The sequence below is a fragment of the Ornithinimicrobium carbonis genome (genome assembly GCF_977012275.1).
This window is the reverse complement of sequence record NZ_OZ348993.1, coordinates 2,125,037-2,142,880: the sequence shown is the minus strand read 5'-3', so window position 1 is coordinate 2,142,880 and position 17,844 is coordinate 2,125,037. Positions and strand designations below refer to the sequence as shown.

General features: G+C 75.0%; 15 protein-coding genes. 10 read left to right on the top strand and 5 right to left on the bottom strand.

Going from position 1 to position 17,844, the window contains the following annotated elements; genetic code table 11:
• Position 1 precedes the first annotated feature (1 nt).
• The gene (locus ACWHYA_RS09695; protein WP_425941527.1) at positions 2-1,945 is read left to right on the top strand and encodes a S9 family peptidase; all 1,944 of its coding nucleotides are present in this window, start codon (positions 2-4) and stop codon (positions 1,943-1,945) included.
• Between the two features lie 84 nt (positions 1,946-2,029).
• Here ACWHYA_RS09695 and ACWHYA_RS09690 read toward each other — a convergent pair whose 3' ends face one another.
• The 3 genes from ACWHYA_RS09690 to ACWHYA_RS09680 are packed head-to-tail and all read right to left on the bottom strand — an operon-like array spanning position 2,030 to position 5,639.
• Positions 2,030-2,815 carry an AMIN-like domain-containing (lipo)protein gene (locus ACWHYA_RS09690; protein WP_425941529.1) on the bottom strand — a complete coding sequence of 262 codons (786 nt, stop codon included), beginning with the start codon at positions 2,813-2,815 and terminating at the stop codon, positions 2,030-2,032.
• 47 nt (positions 2,816-2,862) lie between these two features.
• Positions 2,863-4,434: an acyl-CoA carboxylase subunit beta gene (locus ACWHYA_RS09685; RefSeq protein WP_425941531.1), complete on the bottom strand. Its 1,572-nt coding sequence runs from the start codon at positions 4,432-4,434 to the stop codon at positions 2,863-2,865.
• A 23-nt stretch (positions 4,435-4,457) separates the two neighbouring features.
• The gene (locus ACWHYA_RS09680; protein WP_425941533.1) at positions 4,458-5,639 is read right to left on the bottom strand and encodes an acyl-CoA dehydrogenase family protein; all 1,182 of its coding nucleotides are present in this window, start codon (positions 5,637-5,639) and stop codon (positions 4,458-4,460) included.
• A 147-nt stretch (positions 5,640-5,786) separates the two neighbouring features.
• Here ACWHYA_RS09680 and ACWHYA_RS09675 point away from each other — a divergent pair, with 147 nt between their 5' ends.
• Positions 5,787-6,191, top strand: coding sequence for a MerR family DNA-binding protein (locus ACWHYA_RS09675; RefSeq protein ID WP_425941535.1), 405 nt, complete (start codon positions 5,787-5,789; stop codon positions 6,189-6,191).
• Between the two features lie 87 nt (positions 6,192-6,278).
• Positions 6,279-8,057, top strand: coding sequence for an acetyl/propionyl/methylcrotonyl-CoA carboxylase subunit alpha (locus tag ACWHYA_RS09670; protein ID WP_425941536.1), 1,779 nt, complete (start codon positions 6,279-6,281; stop codon positions 8,055-8,057).
• A gap of 117 nt (positions 8,058-8,174) precedes the next feature.
• Here ACWHYA_RS09670 and ACWHYA_RS09665 read toward each other — a convergent pair whose 3' ends face one another.
• Positions 8,175-9,641, bottom strand: a complete 1,467-nt coding sequence (locus ACWHYA_RS09665; protein WP_425941539.1) for an NAD(P)H-quinone dehydrogenase — start codon at positions 9,639-9,641, stop codon at positions 8,175-8,177.
• A 31-nt stretch (positions 9,642-9,672) separates the two neighbouring features.
• On the opposite strand from ACWHYA_RS09665, the gene ACWHYA_RS09660 reads away from it, so the two are divergent.
• Positions 9,673-10,509, top strand: coding sequence for a purine-nucleoside phosphorylase (locus ACWHYA_RS09660; protein ID WP_425941540.1), 837 nt, complete (start codon positions 9,673-9,675; stop codon positions 10,507-10,509).
• 82 nt (positions 10,510-10,591) lie between these two features.
• Complete coding sequence (locus tag ACWHYA_RS09655; protein ID WP_425941542.1) at positions 10,592-12,289, top strand: phospho-sugar mutase; 1,698 nt, start codon at positions 10,592-10,594, stop codon at positions 12,287-12,289.
• A 27-nt stretch (positions 12,290-12,316) separates the two neighbouring features.
• Here the strand turns inward: ACWHYA_RS09655 and ACWHYA_RS09650 are convergent, their stop codons facing one another.
• The gene (locus ACWHYA_RS09650) at positions 12,317-13,054 is read right to left on the bottom strand and encodes a hypothetical protein (protein WP_425941544.1); all 738 of its coding nucleotides are present in this window, start codon (positions 13,052-13,054) and stop codon (positions 12,317-12,319) included.
• 42 nt (positions 13,055-13,096) lie between these two features.
• Between ACWHYA_RS09650 and ACWHYA_RS09645 the strand changes: the two genes are divergently transcribed.
• From ACWHYA_RS09645 to ACWHYA_RS09625, 5 genes are all read left to right on the top strand, one after another.
• Positions 13,097-13,753 carry a uridine kinase family protein gene (locus ACWHYA_RS09645; protein ID WP_425941546.1) on the top strand — a complete coding sequence of 219 codons (657 nt, stop codon included), beginning with the start codon at positions 13,097-13,099 and terminating at the stop codon, positions 13,751-13,753.
• Positions 13,754-13,938: 185 nt separating this feature from the next.
• Positions 13,939-14,928: a hypothetical protein gene (locus ACWHYA_RS09640; RefSeq protein WP_425941548.1), complete on the top strand. Its 990-nt coding sequence runs from the start codon at positions 13,939-13,941 to the stop codon at positions 14,926-14,928.
• Positions 14,925-15,587, top strand: coding sequence for a DUF4129 domain-containing protein (locus ACWHYA_RS09635; protein ID WP_425941550.1), 663 nt, complete (start codon positions 14,925-14,927; stop codon positions 15,585-15,587). The genes ACWHYA_RS09640 and ACWHYA_RS09635 overlap by 4 nt, the downstream gene beginning before the upstream one ends.
• 98 nt (positions 15,588-15,685) lie before the next feature.
• Positions 15,686-16,834 carry a DUF4350 domain-containing protein gene (locus ACWHYA_RS09630; RefSeq protein WP_425941551.1) on the top strand — a complete coding sequence of 383 codons (1,149 nt, stop codon included), beginning with the start codon at positions 15,686-15,688 and terminating at the stop codon, positions 16,832-16,834.
• Complete coding sequence (locus tag ACWHYA_RS09625) at positions 16,831-17,844, top strand: AAA family ATPase (protein WP_425941553.1); 1,014 nt, start codon at positions 16,831-16,833, stop codon at positions 17,842-17,844. The genes ACWHYA_RS09630 and ACWHYA_RS09625 overlap by 4 nt, the downstream gene beginning before the upstream one ends.

Below are 17,844 nucleotides of genomic sequence, written 5' to 3'. Positions count from 1 at the left end.
GGTGCTGCCCAGCGACCTCACCTCCGTCCGCACCCTGTCCGCACCCTCCGTCCACCCCGACGGGACCCACGTCCTGGTGACGATGAGCCGTCCCGACGTGGACGAGAACCGCTACCGCACCAGCCTGTGGCGCCTCACGCTCGGCCCCGACGGCACCGCGGCCGGCCCCCTCGAGAGGTTCACGCAGGGCACCCGGGACGGCTCCGCGGCATACTCCCCGGACGGCACCCGCGTCGCCCTGCTCCGCGGGGAGGAGGACGGCCCGGCCCAGCTGCACCTGCTCCCGGCCGACGGGGGCGACGCCCGGCGGCTCACCGACCACAAGCTGGGGGTGGGCTCCTTCGCCTGGTCCCCCGACGGGCGCCGGATCGCCTACGCCGCCCGCGTCCCGGAGCAGGGCCGCTACGGCACCGACGAGGACGTCAAGCCCGACCAGGAGGCCCCCCGGCTCATCGAGCACTCCCGCTACCAGGCCGACGGGCTGGGTTACGTCCTGGACCGTCCCAGCAAGATCTTCCTGCTCGACCTGGCCGACCTGCCCGCCGCCGACGGCGACGCCGCCGAGGACCTGCCCGGCGCCCGTCAGCTGACGGACGGTGACGGCGACGACGACTCCCCCGTCTGGCTGGACGAGGAGCGGGTGGCCTTCGTGGCCTCCCGGGACGAGGAGGGCCGGTGGGCACCGGACACCCTCGTCTCGGACGTGTGGTCCGTGGACCTGCGGGGGGACGGTCTGCGGCGGCACACCGGCGGACACGGTGCGGTGGGTGGCCTGGACCGCGGCCCCGACGGGACCGTCGTCGTGGGCCTCGGCGACCTGGGACCCTCCCGACAGGACTTCGTCGCCCGCAACGCGGTCCTGCACCGGCTGGGCGAGGACGCCCCGCTCACCGACGCCGAGGCCGACCACCTGGCCTGCGCCCCCGCCGTCGCCGGCGACGGCACCGTGGTCGTCGCCCTCGAGCACCAGGGCGACACCGTGGTCCGCCACCTCCCGGCGGGCGTCGTGCTGCTCGACGGCCACGTGAGCGTCACCGGGCTGGCGGTGGGCGGCGGGATGGTCGCGGCCGTCTCCGGCACCCGCTCCTCCTTCGGCGAGCTGTTCGTGGGCCGGCTGGGAGACCGCCTCACCCCGGCGACCGACCTGGCCGAGCGGCACCTCACCGGGACCGCCGCGCCGATCCTGCCCGAGGAGCTGCGCACGCAGGCCGAGGACGGCTACCCGGTGCACGGCTGGCTCGTCCGTCCGACGGGCGGGCCGCCCCGCCCCGAGGGGCACCCCGTCGTCCTGATGGTCCACGGCGGTCCGTACACGCAGTACTCGGGCAACCTCTTCGACGAGGCCCAGGTCCTCGCGGGGGCGGGGTATGCCGTGGTGATGGGCAACCCGCGCGGCGGGTCCGGCTACGGGGCCGCCCACGGACGGGCGGTGAAGGAGGCGATCGGCACCGTGGACGTGGCCGACCTGACGGCCCTGCTGGACCACGCCCTCACCCGGCCCGGGCTGGACCCTTCCCTCGTGGGTGTCCAGGGCGGGTCCTACGGCGGGCTGATGACGACCTGGCTGGTCGCGCACTCCGACCGGTTCACCGCCGCGATCAGCGAACGGGCGGTCAACGCGTGGGACTCCTTCGCCGGCACGAGCGACATCGGGTGGTTCTTCGCCGACGAGTACGCCGGGGACCACCAGCACGAGCAGTCGCCGCTCACGTGGGCGGACCGGATCCGCACCCCCACCCTGGTCGTCCACTCCGAGCGCGACCTGCGCTGCCCGTTGGAGCAGGGGCAGCGGCTCTTCGCCCGGTTGCGCCGCAACGGCGTGCCCACCAAGCTGCTCGTCTTCCCCGGCGAGGGCCACGAGCTCTCCCGGGCTGGACAGCCGCGGCACCGGGTGCAGCGCTTCGAGCACGTCCTGGCGTGGTGGGAGGAGCACCTGCGCCGGTGACCTGCTCCCGCGGGGCGGGGGCGCACCGGTCGGTGCAGCAGGCGGGCCGGCGGGGCGCCGGCCGGCGGTGGAGCGTCCGCCCGTTCAGGGGTGGCGCACGTCGACGACGATGCGGGCCGGGTCGGACAGCGTGAAGATCCGGTAGTCCGTCTCCTCGCGCAGACCCAGGACGACCTGCTGCTGCCCCTCGAAGAGACCGCCGAGGACCACCTCGGTGAGGACCTCGGTGCCGGCGCCGAGGACCCGGTCCCCGTCGTAGCGCTCGGGCGACTCCGTCGTCCAGTCGATCCCCCGGACGGACACCTCGACAAAGGCCTCGCCCTCCACGCCGAGCGAGAAGCCCGTGGGGTCCTCGACCGCCTCGTCGACCGGCCCCACGAACCATCCGAGGACGGGTCGGTCACCGGTGAGGTCGAGCACCACCCGGTCGAAGTCCTCGTGCAGGCCCGTGCGGACGCCGGTGATCTCCTGGGGTTCGTCCGACGCGGCGGACGCCCGCTCCTGCGGATCGTCGGTCCACGGTGGAAGAGCCTGCTCGGACCCCGTGCCGGTCGGCTCGTCGCCGACGGTGCCGGGCTCCTCCGTCGCGTCGTCGGGTGGCTCGCCGGAGGTCTGCCCCGGGTCCGTGGGGTCCTCCGTCACCTCCCCCGTCCGCTCGTCCTCGGTGCCCGTGGTCGTGCCGGGATCCTCCGTGGTCCCCGGTGCTCCGGCTCCGTCGTCCGTCGTCGTGGTGGCGTCGCTCGGCGTGGACGTGGCGGCGTCCGCGGGCGCCGAGGTCCCCGCAGGCGTTCCGGACGGGTCGTCCCCGTCCTCCTGGCACCCGGCCAGGAGGAGGACGACCACCGCCGTTGCCGCCGCAGCGCGTCGCACGTCCGTCACGGTACGCGCACCCGTCCCCGGCGTCCACGGGGTCCGGCTCAGACGGGCGGGATGCTGCGGTGGCGGGTGGAGAAGTGCCGGTCGCGGCGGCCGGCGTAGCGGAACCGCCGCGCGACCTCCTCTCGCAGCTGCTCGGGCTCGACGACCGCGTCGATGACGAGGTCGGCCGCGAGCCGTTCCAGGTCGACGTCCTCGAGGTACTCCGCCCGACGGGCCTCGACGAAGGCGGCCTGCTCCGCCGGGTCGGCGATCTCGGCGATCTTGTTGGCGTAGACGGCGTTGACCGCCGCCTCCGGTCCCATGACCGCGATCCGGGCGGTGGGCAGCGCGATCGTGGCCTCCGGGCCGAAACCCGGGCCGCCCATCGCGTAGAGCCCGGCGCCGTAGGCCTTGCGCACGACGACGCACAGCTGCGGCACGGTGGCCTCGGACACCGCGGAGACCATCTTGGCCCCGTGCCGGATGATGCCGCCGCGCTCGACCTCCGAGCCGATCATGAAGCCGGGCACGTCGGCCAGGTAGAGCAGGGGGATGCCGTAGGCGTCGCACAGCCAGATGAAGCGGGACGCCTTGTCGGCGGAGTCGGTGAACAGCACCCCGCCCTTGACCGCGCTGTTGTTGGCCACGATCCCGACGGTGCGTCCCTCCATCCGCCCCAGCCCGACGACCAGCTCGGGGGCGAACAGGGGTTTGATCTCGAAGAAGCTGTCGTCGTCGACCAGTCCCTCGACGACCTCGTGCACGTCGAACGGCACCGACTCGGCCTCGGGCACGACGTCGCGGGTCAGCGGCCGGGCCGGCGGCTCGGCCTCGTAGTGCGGCACCGGGTCGTGCCAGGTGTCGGGCAGGTAGGAGAACAGGTGCCGGGCCATCTCGACGGCCTCGGTGTCGTCGGCGGCGAGCAGGTCGCCGACGCCGGAGACGGTGCAGTGCATCCGGGCACCGCCCATCTCCTCCAGGCTGACCTTCTCCCCCACGACCATCTCGGCCATCCGCGGGCTCCCGAGGTACATCGACGCGTTGCCCTCGACCATGATGATGACGTCGGTGAAGCTGGGGATGTAGGCCCCGCCCGCGGCGCTCGGGCCGAACAGGCAGCAGATCTGGGGAACCTTGCCCGACAGGGCGACCTGGTTGGAAAAGATCCGTCCGGCCCCGCGCCGGCCCGGGAAGAGGTCGACCTGGTCGGTGATCCGGGCCCCGGCGGAGTCCACGAACCAGAACAGCGGCAGCTCCTCGCGCAGCGCCGCCTCGGTGGCCCGGATGATCTTCTCCACCGTGCGGGCCCCCCACGACCCGGCCTTGACCGTGGGGTCGTTGGCCACCACGATCGCAGGCCGCCCGTCGACCTCGCCCCGCCCGGTGACGACGCCGTCGGCGGGCAGCCCCGCCGCGGTGGCGTTGGCGTAGCGCCCGTCCTCGACGAAGGTTCCGTCGTCGAAGAGCAGCGCGATCCGCTCGCGCACGTAGAGCTTGCCCTGGGCGTCGAGCTTGGCGCGCGCCTTCTCCGACGGCTGCGCCGAGTCCTGGTATGCCGTCGCGAGCCGGGCGCGCAGGTCCGCGACCCGGGGGTCCTGGGAGGGGTCGCCCCCGGTGCCGGAGTGCTCCATGCCCGTCATCGTGCCAGCCCCGCTCAGGACGGGAGGCCGAGGCCCCGGGCGATGACCATCCGCTGGACCTCCGAGGTACCCTCCCCGATCTCCAGGATCTTGGCGTCCCGGAAGAACCGGGCCACGGGGTACTCCTCCATGAACCCGTTGCCGCCGAAGACCTGGGTCGCGATGCGGGTGGTGGTGACCGCGGCCTCGGTGGAGTAGAGCTTGGCGATCGCCGCGGCCTGCTTCACCTCGGCGAGCGAGCGACGGCCCGCCTCGCGCTCGTCGTTGAGCCAGGCGGCCTTGTAGGTGAGCAGGCGGGCGGCCTCGACCATGACGGCCAGGTCGGAGATCTGGAAGGAGACCCCCTGGTTGACCGCGATCGGGCGGCCGAAGGCGATCCGCTCGGAGGCGTAGGCGGTGGTCTCCTCCAGCATCCGCTGGGCGCAGCCGACGGCGAGCGCGGAGATCGCGATGCGGCCGTCGTCGAGGGTCTTGAGGAACTGCTTGAATCCCTCGCCGCGGGCGCCCAGCAGGTGGTCCTCGGGCACCCGGCAGTCCTCGAACGTCAGGCCGTGGGTGTCGGAGATGTGCCAGCCCAGCTTGCGGTAGGCGGGTTCGACGACGAAGCCCTCGGTGCCCGACGGCACCATGATCGCGCTGAGCTCGGGCCGGCCGTCGGCGGTCTCCCCCGTCCGTGCGGTGACCGTCACGACGGAGGTGATGTCGGTGCCGGAGTTGGTGATGAAGGCCTTGGCGCCGTTGACCACCCACGAGCCGTCCTCAAGCCGGGCCCGGGTCCGGGTGGCCCCGGCGTCGGACCCGGCCTCGGGCTCGGTCAGGCCGAAGCCGGCGAGCGCACGACCGGCGACGAGGTCGGGCAGGAAGCGCTCCTTCTGCTCCTGCGAGCCGAAGGAGAGGATCGGGTTGATGCCCAGGCCGACACCGGCGGAGAGGGTGATGCCGACGGACTGGTCGACGCGACCGAGCTCCTCGATCGCCAGGCACAGGTAGGTGAAGCCGCCCTCCTCCAGGCCGGCGCCGCCGAACTCCTCCGGGGCGTTGAGACCGAAGAGGCCGAGCTCGCCCATCTTGGGCACCAGGTCGGTCGGGAAGTGCGCCTCCCGGTCCCACTGCTCGACGTGGGGGGCCACCTCGGCCTCGGCGAACTCGCGCACGAGCCGGCGGAAGTCCTCGTGGTCCTGGGTCAGCTCGAACATCGGTGTCCTCGTCCTTCCGGGCGGTGGCTGCGGGGCGCAGGCCGCCTCCCGGGCCTGCGGGTGCGGCGGTCGCGAGCCCCATCGTCCTTGACGTTGACGCGAAGGTCAAGCAGGATGCCCGGACCGCCAGTTGACGTAAGGACAACCGTGAACCGCACCGACGACGAACCCACCTGGACCATCGCGCAGATGGCCGACGACTACGGGGTCACCCACCGTGCCCTGCGCCACTACGAGCACCTCGGCCTGGTCGATCCCGGGCGGGAGGGGCAGCGGCGGGTCTACCGCCGGCGGGAGCGCACCCGCCTGGCGCTCATCCTGCGGGGCCGCCGCCTGGGGTTCTCCCTGGAGGAGATCTCCACCATCCTGGGGATGTACGACGACCAGCCGGGCGAGGCCGGCCAGCTGCGCTACCTGCTGGACCAGATCGGCGACCGTCGCGCGGACCTCGAGCGGCGCCGACGGGACGTGGACGAGTCCCTGCGGGAGCTGGACGACCTCGAGCGCCGGTGCTCCGCGGACCTCGCCCGGATGACCCCGGGGACGGCGTGACCGGCGCCCCGCGGAGCGACCGACGCAGGCCGTGGCACGGCATACCCTGGCGCGTCGCGACGCCCCCGTGGGTCTAGGGTGATCGCCATGCCGATCAGCAAGGTCCTCATCGCCAACCGCGGCGAGATCGCCGTCCGCATCGCCCGTGCCTGCAAGGACGCAGGCCTGACCTCGGTCGCGGTCTACGCCGACCCCGACCGGGACGCGCTGCACGTGAAGGTGGCCGACGAGGCATGGTCCCTGGGCGGCACGACCCCGGGAGACTCCTACCTCGTCCAGGAGAAGCTGCTGGACGTGGCGCGGCAGGCGGGCGCCGACGCGGTCCACCCCGGCTACGGCTTCCTGGCGGAGAACGCCTCCTTCGCTCAGGCGGTCATGGACGCCGGCCTCACCTGGATCGGTCCCGGCCCCGAGGCGATCGACGCGCTCGGCGACAAGGCGAAGGCCAAGCACATCGCCGTGAGGGCAGGGGCCCCGCTGGCCCCCGGCACCAAGGACCCGGTCAAGGACGCCGACGAGGTCGTCGCGCTCGCCGAGGAGTTCGGCCTCCCCGTGGCCATCAAGGCGGTCTACGGCGGTGGCGGCCGCGGGCTCAAGGTCGCCCGCACCATGGAGGAGATCCCCGAGCTGTTCGACTCCGCGGTCCGCGAGGCCGTCACCGCCTTCGGGCGGGGCGAGTGCCTCGTCGAGAAGTTCCTCGACAAGCCCCGCCACGTCGAGACGCAGTGCCTGGCCGACCAGCACGGCAACGTGGTCGTGGTCTCGACCCGTGACTGCTCCCTCCAGCGCCGCAACCAGAAGCTCGTCGAGGAGGCCCCGGCCCCGTTCCTGACCGAGGAGCAGCGCGCCGAGCTCGTCCGGGCCTCCAAGGCCATCCTCAAGGAGGCGGGCTACGTCGGCGCCGGCACGTGCGAGTTCCTCGTGGCGCAGGACGGCACGATCTCCTTCCTCGAGGTCAACACCCGCCTGCAGGTCGAGCATCCCGTGACCGAGGAGGTCACCGGGATCGACCTCGTGCGCGAGCAGTTCCGCATCGCCGACGGCGAGGAGCTGCGGTATGACGATCCGACCCCCCAGGGGCACTCGTTCGAGTTCCGCATCAACGGCGAGGACGCCGGCCGCGACTTCATGCCCGCACCCGGCACCGTCTCGCGCATGGTCGTCCCCCACGGCCCGGGTGTCCGCTGGGACGCCGGGATCGTCGAGGGCGACACCGTCGCCGGCGCCTTCGACTCGATGATCGCCAAGCTCGTCGTCACCGGTCGCACCCGCGAGCAGGCCCTCGAGCGGTCGCGCCGCGCTCTCGGCGAGCTCGTGGTCGAGGGCATGCCCACGGTGCTGCCCTTCCACCAGGCCGTCGTGTCCGACCCGGCCTTCGCCCCGTCGGAGCCCTCCGAAGCGTTCTCCGTGCACACCCGGTGGATCGAGACCGAGTTCGACAACCAGATCCAGCCCTGGTCGGGGCCGACCGCCGACGACACGCCGGAGGACGGCGAGCGCCAGACGGTCGTCGTCGAGGTCGGCGGCCAGCGCCTGGAGGTCTCGCTGCCCGCCGGCCTGTCCCTCGGGGGCAACGGTGGCGGCACGAGCTCCACCCGCCGGAAGGCGCCCAAGCGCTCCCGCGGCGGCGGTGGTGGTGCGGCGGCCTCGGGCGACGCGGTGACCGCCCCGATGCAGGGCACGATCGTCAAGATCGCCGTCGAGGAGGGCCAGCAGGTGGCCGAGGGCGACGTGGTCGTGGTCCTGGAGGCGATGAAGATGGAGCAGCCGCTCAAGGCGCACAAGGCGGGCACGGTCACCGGGTTCAGCGCGTCGGTCGGCGAGACCGTCGCCAACGGCGCGGTGATCTGCGAGCTCAAGGACTGACGGGTCCGCGGCAGGTGGGCGGGGGGTTTTTACCACCGTGCCCGGCCGCCGTGCCGCCACGGGCCGCCCGGCGTCCGGCGTCCGGGGCAGCCCGGCGGCAGCGGCGTCCCGCGGTCGTCAGTCCGCGATCTCGTGCAGCTGCCGGGCGGCCTCGGCCAGCGACCCCGACATCGAGGGGTAGATCGTGAAGGTCGAGGAGAACTGGTCCACGTTGAGCCGGTTGGCCACGGCCAGGGCGATGGGGAAGATCAGCTCGCTGGCCCTCGGGGCGACCACCACGCCGCCGACGATCGTGTGGCTGCCCTTGCGGGCGAAGAGCTTGACGAAGCCGTCGGAGAGGTTCTGCATCTTGGCCCGGGGGTTCTTGGTCAGCGGCAGCATCACCGCCCGGGCGTCCACCCGGCCCTCGTCCACGTCGGCCTGGCTGGCCCCCACCGTGGCGATCTCTGGGTCGGTGAAGATGTTCGAGCTGACCTTGCCCAGCGACAGGGGCGCCACGGCGTCACCGAGGGCGTGGGCCACGGCGATGCGGCCCTGCATCGCGGCGATCGAGGCCAGCGGGAACACGCCGGTGCAGTCGCCCGCGGCGTAGACCCCGGGGACGCTGGTGCGCGAGACCCGGTCGACCTCGACGTGGCCCGAGGCGGTCAGCCGGACCCCGGCCTCCTCCAGCCCCAGGTCCGTGGTGTTGGGGATCGACCCCACCGCCAGCAGGGCGTGGGTCCCCGGCACCTCGCGCCCGTCCTCCAGGGTGACCACGACCCCGTCCCCCTCGCGGCGCACCTCGGCCGCCCGCGAGCGGTTGAGCACGGTCATGCCCCGGCGGCGGAAGACCTCCTCGACGACGTTGGCCGCGTCCGCGTCCTCCCCCGGGAGCACGCGGTCGCGGGAGGAGATGAGCGTGACCTGCGACCCGAGGCCCAGGTAGGCGTGCGCGAACTCGGCCCCGGTGACGCCGGAGCCGATGACGACCAGGTGCGCGGGCAGCTCGGTGAGGTCCCAGATCTGCTGCCACGTGAGGATGCGCTCGCCGTCGGGCCGGGCGGTGTCCAGCACCCGGGGGCGGGCGCCGGTGGCCACGAGCACGAGGTCGGCCTCCAGGGTGCGGGTGACCCGCCCCTGGTCGCGGTCCGCCCCGTGCGGCGCGGGCTCCTCCCCCGAGGGGACGGCCCCCACCCCCTCGACGACCTCGACCGTCCCGTCCGGCAGGAGCCGGCCGGCCCCCTGGATCACCTCGACGCCCGCGGACTCCAACCGCTCCCCGATGTCGCGGCTCTGGGCGGCCGCCAGGCGCATGATGCGCGCGTTGACGTCGGTGATGTGGGCGGTGACCCCCTGGTCCCCGGGCACCTGGGCGCCGTCGAAGTGCACCCCGATGCGCTTGGCCGCGCTGAACCGGTCCATGAAGTCGGCGGTGGCGATCAGGGCCTTGCTCGGCACGCAGTCGGTCAGCACCGTGGCGCCGCCCAGCCCGGACCGTTCCACGACGGTCACCTCCGCGCCCAGCTGGGCCGCCCCCAGGGCCGCCTCGTAGCCTCCGGGGCCACCACCGATCACCACGACGGACTTGTTGGCTGCACTCACGCCCCCATCAAACCATCGGTACGCTGCCCGGGTGACCGACGCCTCTCCCGCCCCCGACCTCGACGACCCCCGCACCGACCCCCAGGAGGTCGCCCGGGCCGCGGCCGCGGTCCTGGCCGAGCGCACCGGTGCCGCCCGGCACGACGTGGCGCTCGTGCTCGGCAGCGGGTGGAAGCCCGCCGCCGACCGGCTCGGCACGCCCGACACCGTGATCGAGAACACGGACGTGCCCGGGTTCGGCGCGGCGGCCGTCGCGGGCCACACCGGGACGATCAGCTCGATCCCCCTCCCCGACGGTCGACGGGTCCTGGTCTACGGCACCCGCACCCACTTCTACGAGGGACGGGGGGTGCGGGCCGTCGTGCACGCGGTCCGGACCGCGGCCGCGGCCGGGTGCCGCACGGTCGTGCTGACCAACGGGTGCGGCGGGCTGCGGCCCGAGTGGGGACCGGGGACGCCGGTGCTCATCTCGGACCACCTCAACCTCACCGCGGCCTCGCCCCTGGAGGGGGCCACGTTCGTGGACCTCACCGACCTGTACACCCCCCGGCTGCGCGACCTGGCCCGGGAGGTGGACCCCGACCTGCCCGAGGGCGTCTACGTCCAGTTCCGCGGGCCGCACTACGAGACGCCGGCGGAGGTGCGGATGGCCCGCACCCTCGGGGGCGACCTGGTGGGCATGTCCACCACCCTGGAGGCGATCGCCGCCCGGGAGGCCGGACTGGAGGTGCTGGGCATCTCCCTGGTGACCAACCCCGCGGCCGGGATCAGCCCGGTGCCCCTGGACCACCAGGACGTGATCGAAGCCGGCCGGGCCGCCGGCGAGCGCTGCGGCGAGCTGCTCGCCCGGATCGTGGCGCGGTTGTGATCCCCCCTCCCACCCGCCCCCCTCACGACGTCCCGCGCGGCGACGACCGGCCCGCGCACCGAGCCGATCCCGGAGGACACCGATGACGCAGCACGACGACCTCGACCCCGCCCTGCTGGAGCGCGCGGACGCCTGGATGGCCGACGACCCGGACCCGGTGACCCGCGCCGAGCTGGCCGACCTGCTCGAGCGGGTCCGCGCCGGGGAGGGTGACGCCCGGGCCGACCTGCAGGACCGGTTCGCCGGGTTCCTGGAGTTCGGTACCGCCGGGCTGCGGGGGGCCCTCGGGGCCGGCCCGAACCGGATGAACCGCGCCGTCGTCCTGCGCACCGCCGCCGGCCTCACGGCATACCTCACCCAGATGCTGCGCCGACGCGGGGACGGCGACGGGCCGACCGTGGTCGTCGGCTTCGACGCCCGGCACAACTCCGACGTCTTCGCCCGGGACACCGCCGCGGTCGTGACCGCCGCGGGCGGGCGCGCCATGGTCCTCCCCCACCCCCTGCCGACACCGGTGCTGGCGTTCGCCGTCCGGCACCTGGGGGCCGAGGCCGGTGTCATGGTCACCGCCAGCCACAACCCGCCCGAGGACAACGGCTACAAGGTCTACCTGGGTGACGGGTCGCAGATCGTCCCGCCCGCCGACCGGGACATCGCCGAGCAGATCGCCGCCGTGCCCTCGGTCGCTCAGGTCCCGCGGGCCGACGACGGCTGGGTCACGCTGGACGACTCGGTGACGCAGGCCTACCTGGACGCCGCCGTCGCGGTCCTGGACCCCGACGGTCCGCGCTCGCTGTCCGTCGTGCACACCGCGCTGCACGGCGTGGGCTCGCAGGTCGTCCGCGAGGCCTTCGTCCGGGCCGGCTTCCCCGCTCCGGAGCAGGTGGTCGAGCAGCAGGAACCGGACCCGGACTTCCCCAGCGTGGCTTTCCCCAACCCCGAGGAGCCGGGGGCCATCGACGCGGCGCTGGCGCTGGCCGAGCGCGAGCACCCTGACCTGGTGGTGGCCAACGACCCCGACGCCGACCGGTGCGCCCTGGCCGTGCGGGACGGCGGCTCCTGGCGGATGCTCCGGGGCGACGAGGTCGGCGCCCTCCTGGGGCAGCACGTCATCGACCGCGGCCGGGCCACCGGGGACCGCCGGGTGCTGGCGCGCTCGATCGTCTCCTCCCGCCTGCTCGGCGCGATGGCCGAGGCCGCGGGCCTGCCGGGCGAGGAGACCCTGACCGGGTTCAAGTGGATCGGCCGCGTCCCCGGGCTGGCCTACGGCTACGAGGAGGCGCTGGGGTACTGCGTCGACCCGGCCACGGTCCCGGACAAGGACGGGGTCACCGCCGCGCTTCTGGCCGCGGAGATGGCGGCCGGGCTCAAGGCGCAGGGCCGCACGCTGCTGGACGTGCTGGACGACCTGGCCCGGCACCACGGGGTGCACCAGACCGACGCCTTCTCGGTGCGGGTGTCCGACCTGGCGCTGATCCCCCCGGTGATGCAGCGGCTGCGTGAGGAACCGCCCGCGCGGCTGGGCGGCACGGACGTCAGCAGCGTCGAGGACCTGGCCGACGGGGTCGACGGGCTGCCCCCGACCGAGGGAATGCGGTTCCTGCTGGTCGACGACACCCGGGTCATCGTGCGGCCGAGCGGGACCGAGCCCAAGCTGAAGGTCTACCTCGAGGCGGTCGTGGCCGTGCAGGGGGACGACGGCCTGGCCGCGGCCCGCGAGGAGGCCGGGCGGCGGCTGGCGGACGCGCGGGCGGCGATGGAGGAGCTCACCCGGGTCTGACCGGGAGGCGACCGGGCGGCCCGGACCTCAGGCCAGGACCGCGAGCACCACCAGGGCCACGGCGAGCGTCAGCACGGCGACCGCTCCCCAGGCCGGCCGCTGGGCCACGCGCGGCGACGTCGCTGCCGAGGACCCCGGGGCCGCGGCCCTGCCCGGTCCGGCCAGGTCCTGCCGGTCGCGTGCGGCGACACCGAGCTCCCCGCCGTCCAGGCGCCAGCGCTGCAGGGCCCGCTGCACCTCGTCGGCGACCCCCTGGGCGGTCGTCCCGGCGTCCCCCCGCCCCCGCACGGTCGTCTCGGCGAAGTCGTCCACGGACCGTCGCCGCACCCGTTCGCGCTTGACCGGAACCGCCCAGGACCCGTGCCGCCTGCCCTGCAGGTCGTGCAGCTCCAGGGACCACTGGTGGGTGACCTCCTCGACCGCCGCGAACGGCACGACGGTGTCGGTGAGGACGTTGCCCAGCACGACCCCGTCCTCGTGGAGCCGCACCGAGGGCCGCAGGAACAGCACCCAGCCCAGGGCCGCCACCCCCACCACGAGCGCGGTCGGCGGGAGCAGACCGGTGCGGTGCCCCGACACGACGTCCACGAGGGTCAGCACCGCCAGCACACCGGCCCCGGCGACGAGCGCCCACCCCATCAACCGGGCCGGCAGCGTCCGGTAGACCCGCACCAGCGGCCCCTGCAGACGACCGGCGCCGGGGCCGGGGCCGGGTCCCCGCGCGGGGTCGACGGGCGGGTGGCCGGACGGCGGAGAGGTGCTCACGCCCGCAGAGTCTAGGCGCGGCACGTCCTAGACTGTCGGGCCATGGAGCCCGCTGCCACCCGACCCGCGCGGGTCCTCGTGCTCGCCGGGCCCAGCGGTGCCGGCAAGTCCCGCCTGGCCCGCCGGTTGACCGCCCGGTTCGGCTGGCCGATGGTGGCGCTGGACGACTTCTACCGCGAGGGCGGCGACCCGGACCTGCCGATGAGTCCGCTGGGCCTGGTGGACTGGGACGACGTGCGCTCCTGGCACGTGGACGCGGCGCTGGAGGCGCTGGAGGAGCTCTGCGTGCACGGCTGCACCGACGTGCCGGTCTACGACATCTCCAGCTCCAGCATCACCGGCCACCACGTGCTCGTGCGAGGGCGCCACCACGTCGTCGTGGCCGAGGGGATCTTCGCGGCGCACACCGTGGCCGGGCTGCGGGAGAAGGGCCTGCTGGCCCAGGCCTTCTGCGTGCGCAACCGCCCCTGGCTCACCTTCGGGCGTCGTCTCGTGCGCGACCTCGCTGAACGGCGCAAGCCGCCGTGGACGCTGTGGCGCCGGGGGCACGTCCTGCGTCGTGCCGAGCCGGGTATCGTGGCCGCCCAGGAGGCTCTCGGGGCCGTCCCGGTCACCGCCAAGGAGGCCGAGCGCCTCGTCCACGACCTGCTCGCACCCGAGGGGGCGGGCGTCCGCACCGCAGGAGGAGCCGGGGGATGACGCAGCCGCACGGGGGGCCCGGGGAGGCGCCGCACGGCATGCCGCCGCCCGGGGCACCACCGCCCGGTATGCCGCCGCCCGGGGCACCACCGCCCGGTATGCCGCCACCCGGCGCACCGCTGCACGGTCTCCCGCCCGGGGCGCCGCCGCCGCCCGGTATGCCGCCACCCGGGTCAGGAGCACCGTTGCCCCCTCCCGCCGCGGACGGGCCAGACCCGTGGCAGCGGCTCACGCCCGAGGAGCTGGCCCACCAGCACCAGCCCGGCGTGGTCCCGCTGCGCCCGCTGGGCCTGGGGGACGTCTTCGGCGGGTCGCTGCAGACGATGCGCCGCAACCCCCGTGCGACCGTGGGGATGGCCCTGCTGGTCCTGGCCGTCCTGCTCCTGCCCTCCCTGGTGCTCTCGCTGGGGGTCGCCAGGACGAGCGCGATCGCCCCCACCGACCGCGATGCCGTGCTCCTGCTGGTCACGCTGCTCTTCTCGGCCCTGGCCTCCACCACGCTCACCGGCCTGATCGTCCACACCGTCGGTGAGGCCGTCCTGGGCGACCGGGCCGGGCTGCAGGAGGCCTGGGAGGCGGTCCGCGGCCGCCTGCCCGCCCTGCTGGGGGCGCTGGTGGTGATGACCGTGCTCCTGCTCCTGCTCGGAGCCGCGGTGGTCCTCCTCGTCGTGCTGGCCACGTGGGCGGCCAGCGGCGCCGGCGACGTGATCGCCGTCCTCGTGGCCGTCCTGGGCGGCCTCGCGGCCGCGGTCGTGCTCCTCTGGTCGGGGAGCCGCCTCTCGCTGGCCCCGGCCCCCGTCGTGCTCGAGCGAGCCGGGCCGTGGCAGGGGGTGCGGCGGGCCTGGGCGCTGTCCTCGGGGCGGCAGTCCTGGCGGATCACGGGGATCACCGTCCTGGCAGGCCTGGTCACCGCCGCGTTCACGGCCGCCGTGCAGGTGCCGGTCTCGGTGGTCCTGCTCCTGCTGGGCGAGGGGTTCCTCACCGGCGGCGGGGGCCCGTCGACGCTGGCCATCGTGCTCGACCACGTCGTGCAGCTGGTCGTCAACGCCGTCGTCGTCCCGTTCACCGCCGGGGTGACGGCGCTCCTCTACCTCGACCAGCGGATCCGTCGTGAGGGTCTGGACCTGATGCTGCACCGCACCGCCCAGGAGCGGGCCGCGCGGCGGCGGCGTTGACCGCCCTGCGGGCGGGGACTCCCGGGCCCGACCGGGAGGAGGCCCGCCGGTGGCTGGAGGAGGAGCTCTCCGGCGGTGAGTACCAGGTCCGGGAGTCGGTCGTGGAGCGGGTCCTCAGCTGGCTGGCCGACCTGCTGCCCTCCCCCTCCCTCGCGGGGACGCTCCCGCCCGGGGCGGCCTGGCTGGTCCTGGCCGGCGTCGTCCTCGCCGTCCTCGCGGTCCTGACCCGCTCGGCCCGGCAGCGGCGCCGCGAGACGGCCCTGTCACGGCGCGCGGTCGACCCCTCGGTGCTGCCCGAGCGACCCCTCGGAGCGGCCGCCTACCGGGAGCTCTCGGAGCGGGCCCTGGTCGGTGACGACCCCGGTACCGCCCTGCTCGAGGCCTACCGGGCGGTGGCGGCCACCGCCGACGAGCGGGGCTGGCTGCCCGATCGGCCCGGCCGGACCGCCCACGAGCTGGCGGCCGAGCTGGCCGCCCGGGTGCCCGCACTGGCCGGCGACCTCACGGCGGCCGCGGACCGGTTCGACGCGGTCCGCTACGGGAACGGCCGCGCCACCCCGGAGCAGGCGCGGGCGGTCCTGGAGCTGGGGTCCCGCCTCGAGCAGGCCCCCGTCCGTGCCACGACCGCCCGGGTCCCCGGGCCGGCGGTCCCCCGGTGACCGCCGCCGTGGCGCGTCGACCGGCTGCGCGGTCGGACCGACCGTCCGGGGGGCCCACGGGCGCACCGTCCCCGGGGGTCCGCCGACGCGTCCCGTGGGTGCGCCGATGGGTCCCGTGGGTGCTCCTCCTGCTGGGGATGGCGGTCGTCGCCACCCTGCTCACCCGCCAGGACACCGGGGAGCCGCTCTCCCCCGACAACCCCGGCCACGAGGGGACCAGGGCCCTCGCCCGGGTCCTGGAGCAGCAGGGGACCCGGGTCGAGGTCGTGGACGGCACGCGGCGCCTGCTGGAGCGTCCGGTGGGGCCGGGCACGACCGTGCTCCTGGGGCACACGGCATACCTCGGGCCCGAGGCGGGCGCCGAGCTGCTCGCGCACGTCGCCGATGCCGACCGCCTCGTCGTGCTCGTCCCCGACGGTTCCGCCGACCCGGGGGCGGTCCTGGACCTGCCCGTCTCGACGGCACCGGGCGGCGACCGGGTCCTGGAGGCGGGGTGCACGGCCCCGTGGGTGCGCGACGGCGACCTGCTGGCCCGCGCGGACGTCATGCTCGAGGTCGACGGGGCGGAGCGTGCCGCGGCCACCGCCTGCTACCCGCCCACCCCCAGCCACAACGCCGGAGGCGCGCGGGTCGGCGCGCTGCTGGAGCTGCCCGCCACCTCCGGACACCCACCCCTCACCCTCGTCGGCTTCCCCTCGGCGCTGACCAACGAGCACGTCCTGGAGGAGGCGCACGCCGCGCTGGGCCTGCGGCTGCTGGGCGGCCCCGAGGAGCTGGTGTGGGTGGTGCCCTCCCCCGGCGACGCACCCCCCGACGCCTCGGCCCAGGGACTGTGGGACGTGCTGCCCCGCAACCTCACCGCCTCGGTGGTCCTGCTCGCGGCGGCGGTGCTCGTCACCGGGCTGTGGCAGGGTCGGCGGCTGGCCCCGGTCGTCGTCGAGCCCCTCCCCGCGGTCGTCCACGCGGCCGAGACCACCCGGGCCCGGGGCCGGCTCTACCGGCAGGCGCACGACCGGGAGCACGCCCTGGGCGCGCTGCAGGAGGGCACGCGCCACCGCCTGGCCCAGCGCCTGGGCCTGCCGCCCGCCACGGGCACCGACGACCTGGTCGAGCGGGTCGCCGCCACGACCGGCCAGCCGCCCGGGGCCGTCCGACGACTGCTCACCGACCCCACCGCCGACGACGACGCCACCCTGGTGGACGTCGCGCGCCGGCTGCGATCCCTCGAGGAAGGACCTCATCGATGACTCCCCCGCCGACACCGTCCGGCACGTCCGACGCCGCACCTCCCGACGTCCCCCCGGACCCCGAGGACGCGCGCTTCGCCCTGCAGGCCGTCCGGACGGAGGTCGCGCGGGCCGTCGTGGGTCAGGACCAGGCCGTCTCCGGGCTGCTCGTCGCGCTCCTGACGGGCGGGCACGTGCTGCTGGAGGGGGTGCCCGGGACGGCCAAGACCCTGCTGGTCAGGGCGCTCGCCCGGGCGTTGTCCGTGCGCACCGCGCGGGTGCAGTTCACCCCCGACCTCATGCCCGGCGACGTCACCGGCTCGATGGTCTACGACAGCGGTCGGGGCGACTTCACCTTCCGCCCCGGTCCGGTCTTCACCAACCTGCTGCTGGCCGACGAGATCAACCGCACGCCGCCGAAGACCCAGTCGGCCCTGCTGGAGGCCATGGAGGAGCGGCAGGTCACCGTCGACGGCACCGGTCGCGCGCTGCCCACGCCCTTCCTGGTGGCGGCCACCCAGAACCCGGTGGAGTACGAGGGAACCTACCCCCTGCCGGAGGCCCAGCTGGACCGCTTCCTGCTCAAGCTGACGGTCCCCCTGCCGCCCCGGGAGGACGAGGTCGAGGTCCTCACCCGCCACGCCGCGGGCTTCGACCCGCGTGACCTCGCGGCCGCAGGGGTCACCCCGGTCGCGGGGGCGGCGCACCTGGCGGCCGCGTCGACGGCCGTCCGGTCCGTGCAGGTCTCCCCCGAGATCGTGGGGTATGTCGTGGACCTGGCCCGGGCGACCCGGACCGCCCCCTCCCTGCAGCTGGGGGTCAGTCCCCGGGGGGCGACGGCCCTGCTGGCCTCGGCGCGCGCCTGGGCCTGGTTGTCAGGGCGGGGGTTCGTCACGCCGGACGACGTCAAGGCGCTGGCTCCCGCCACCCTGGCGCACCGGGTGGCGCTGCGCCCGGAGGCCGAGCTCGAGGGCGTGGACGCCGACGCGGTGCTGCGCACCGTGCTCTCCTCGGTCCCCGTCCCCCGCTGA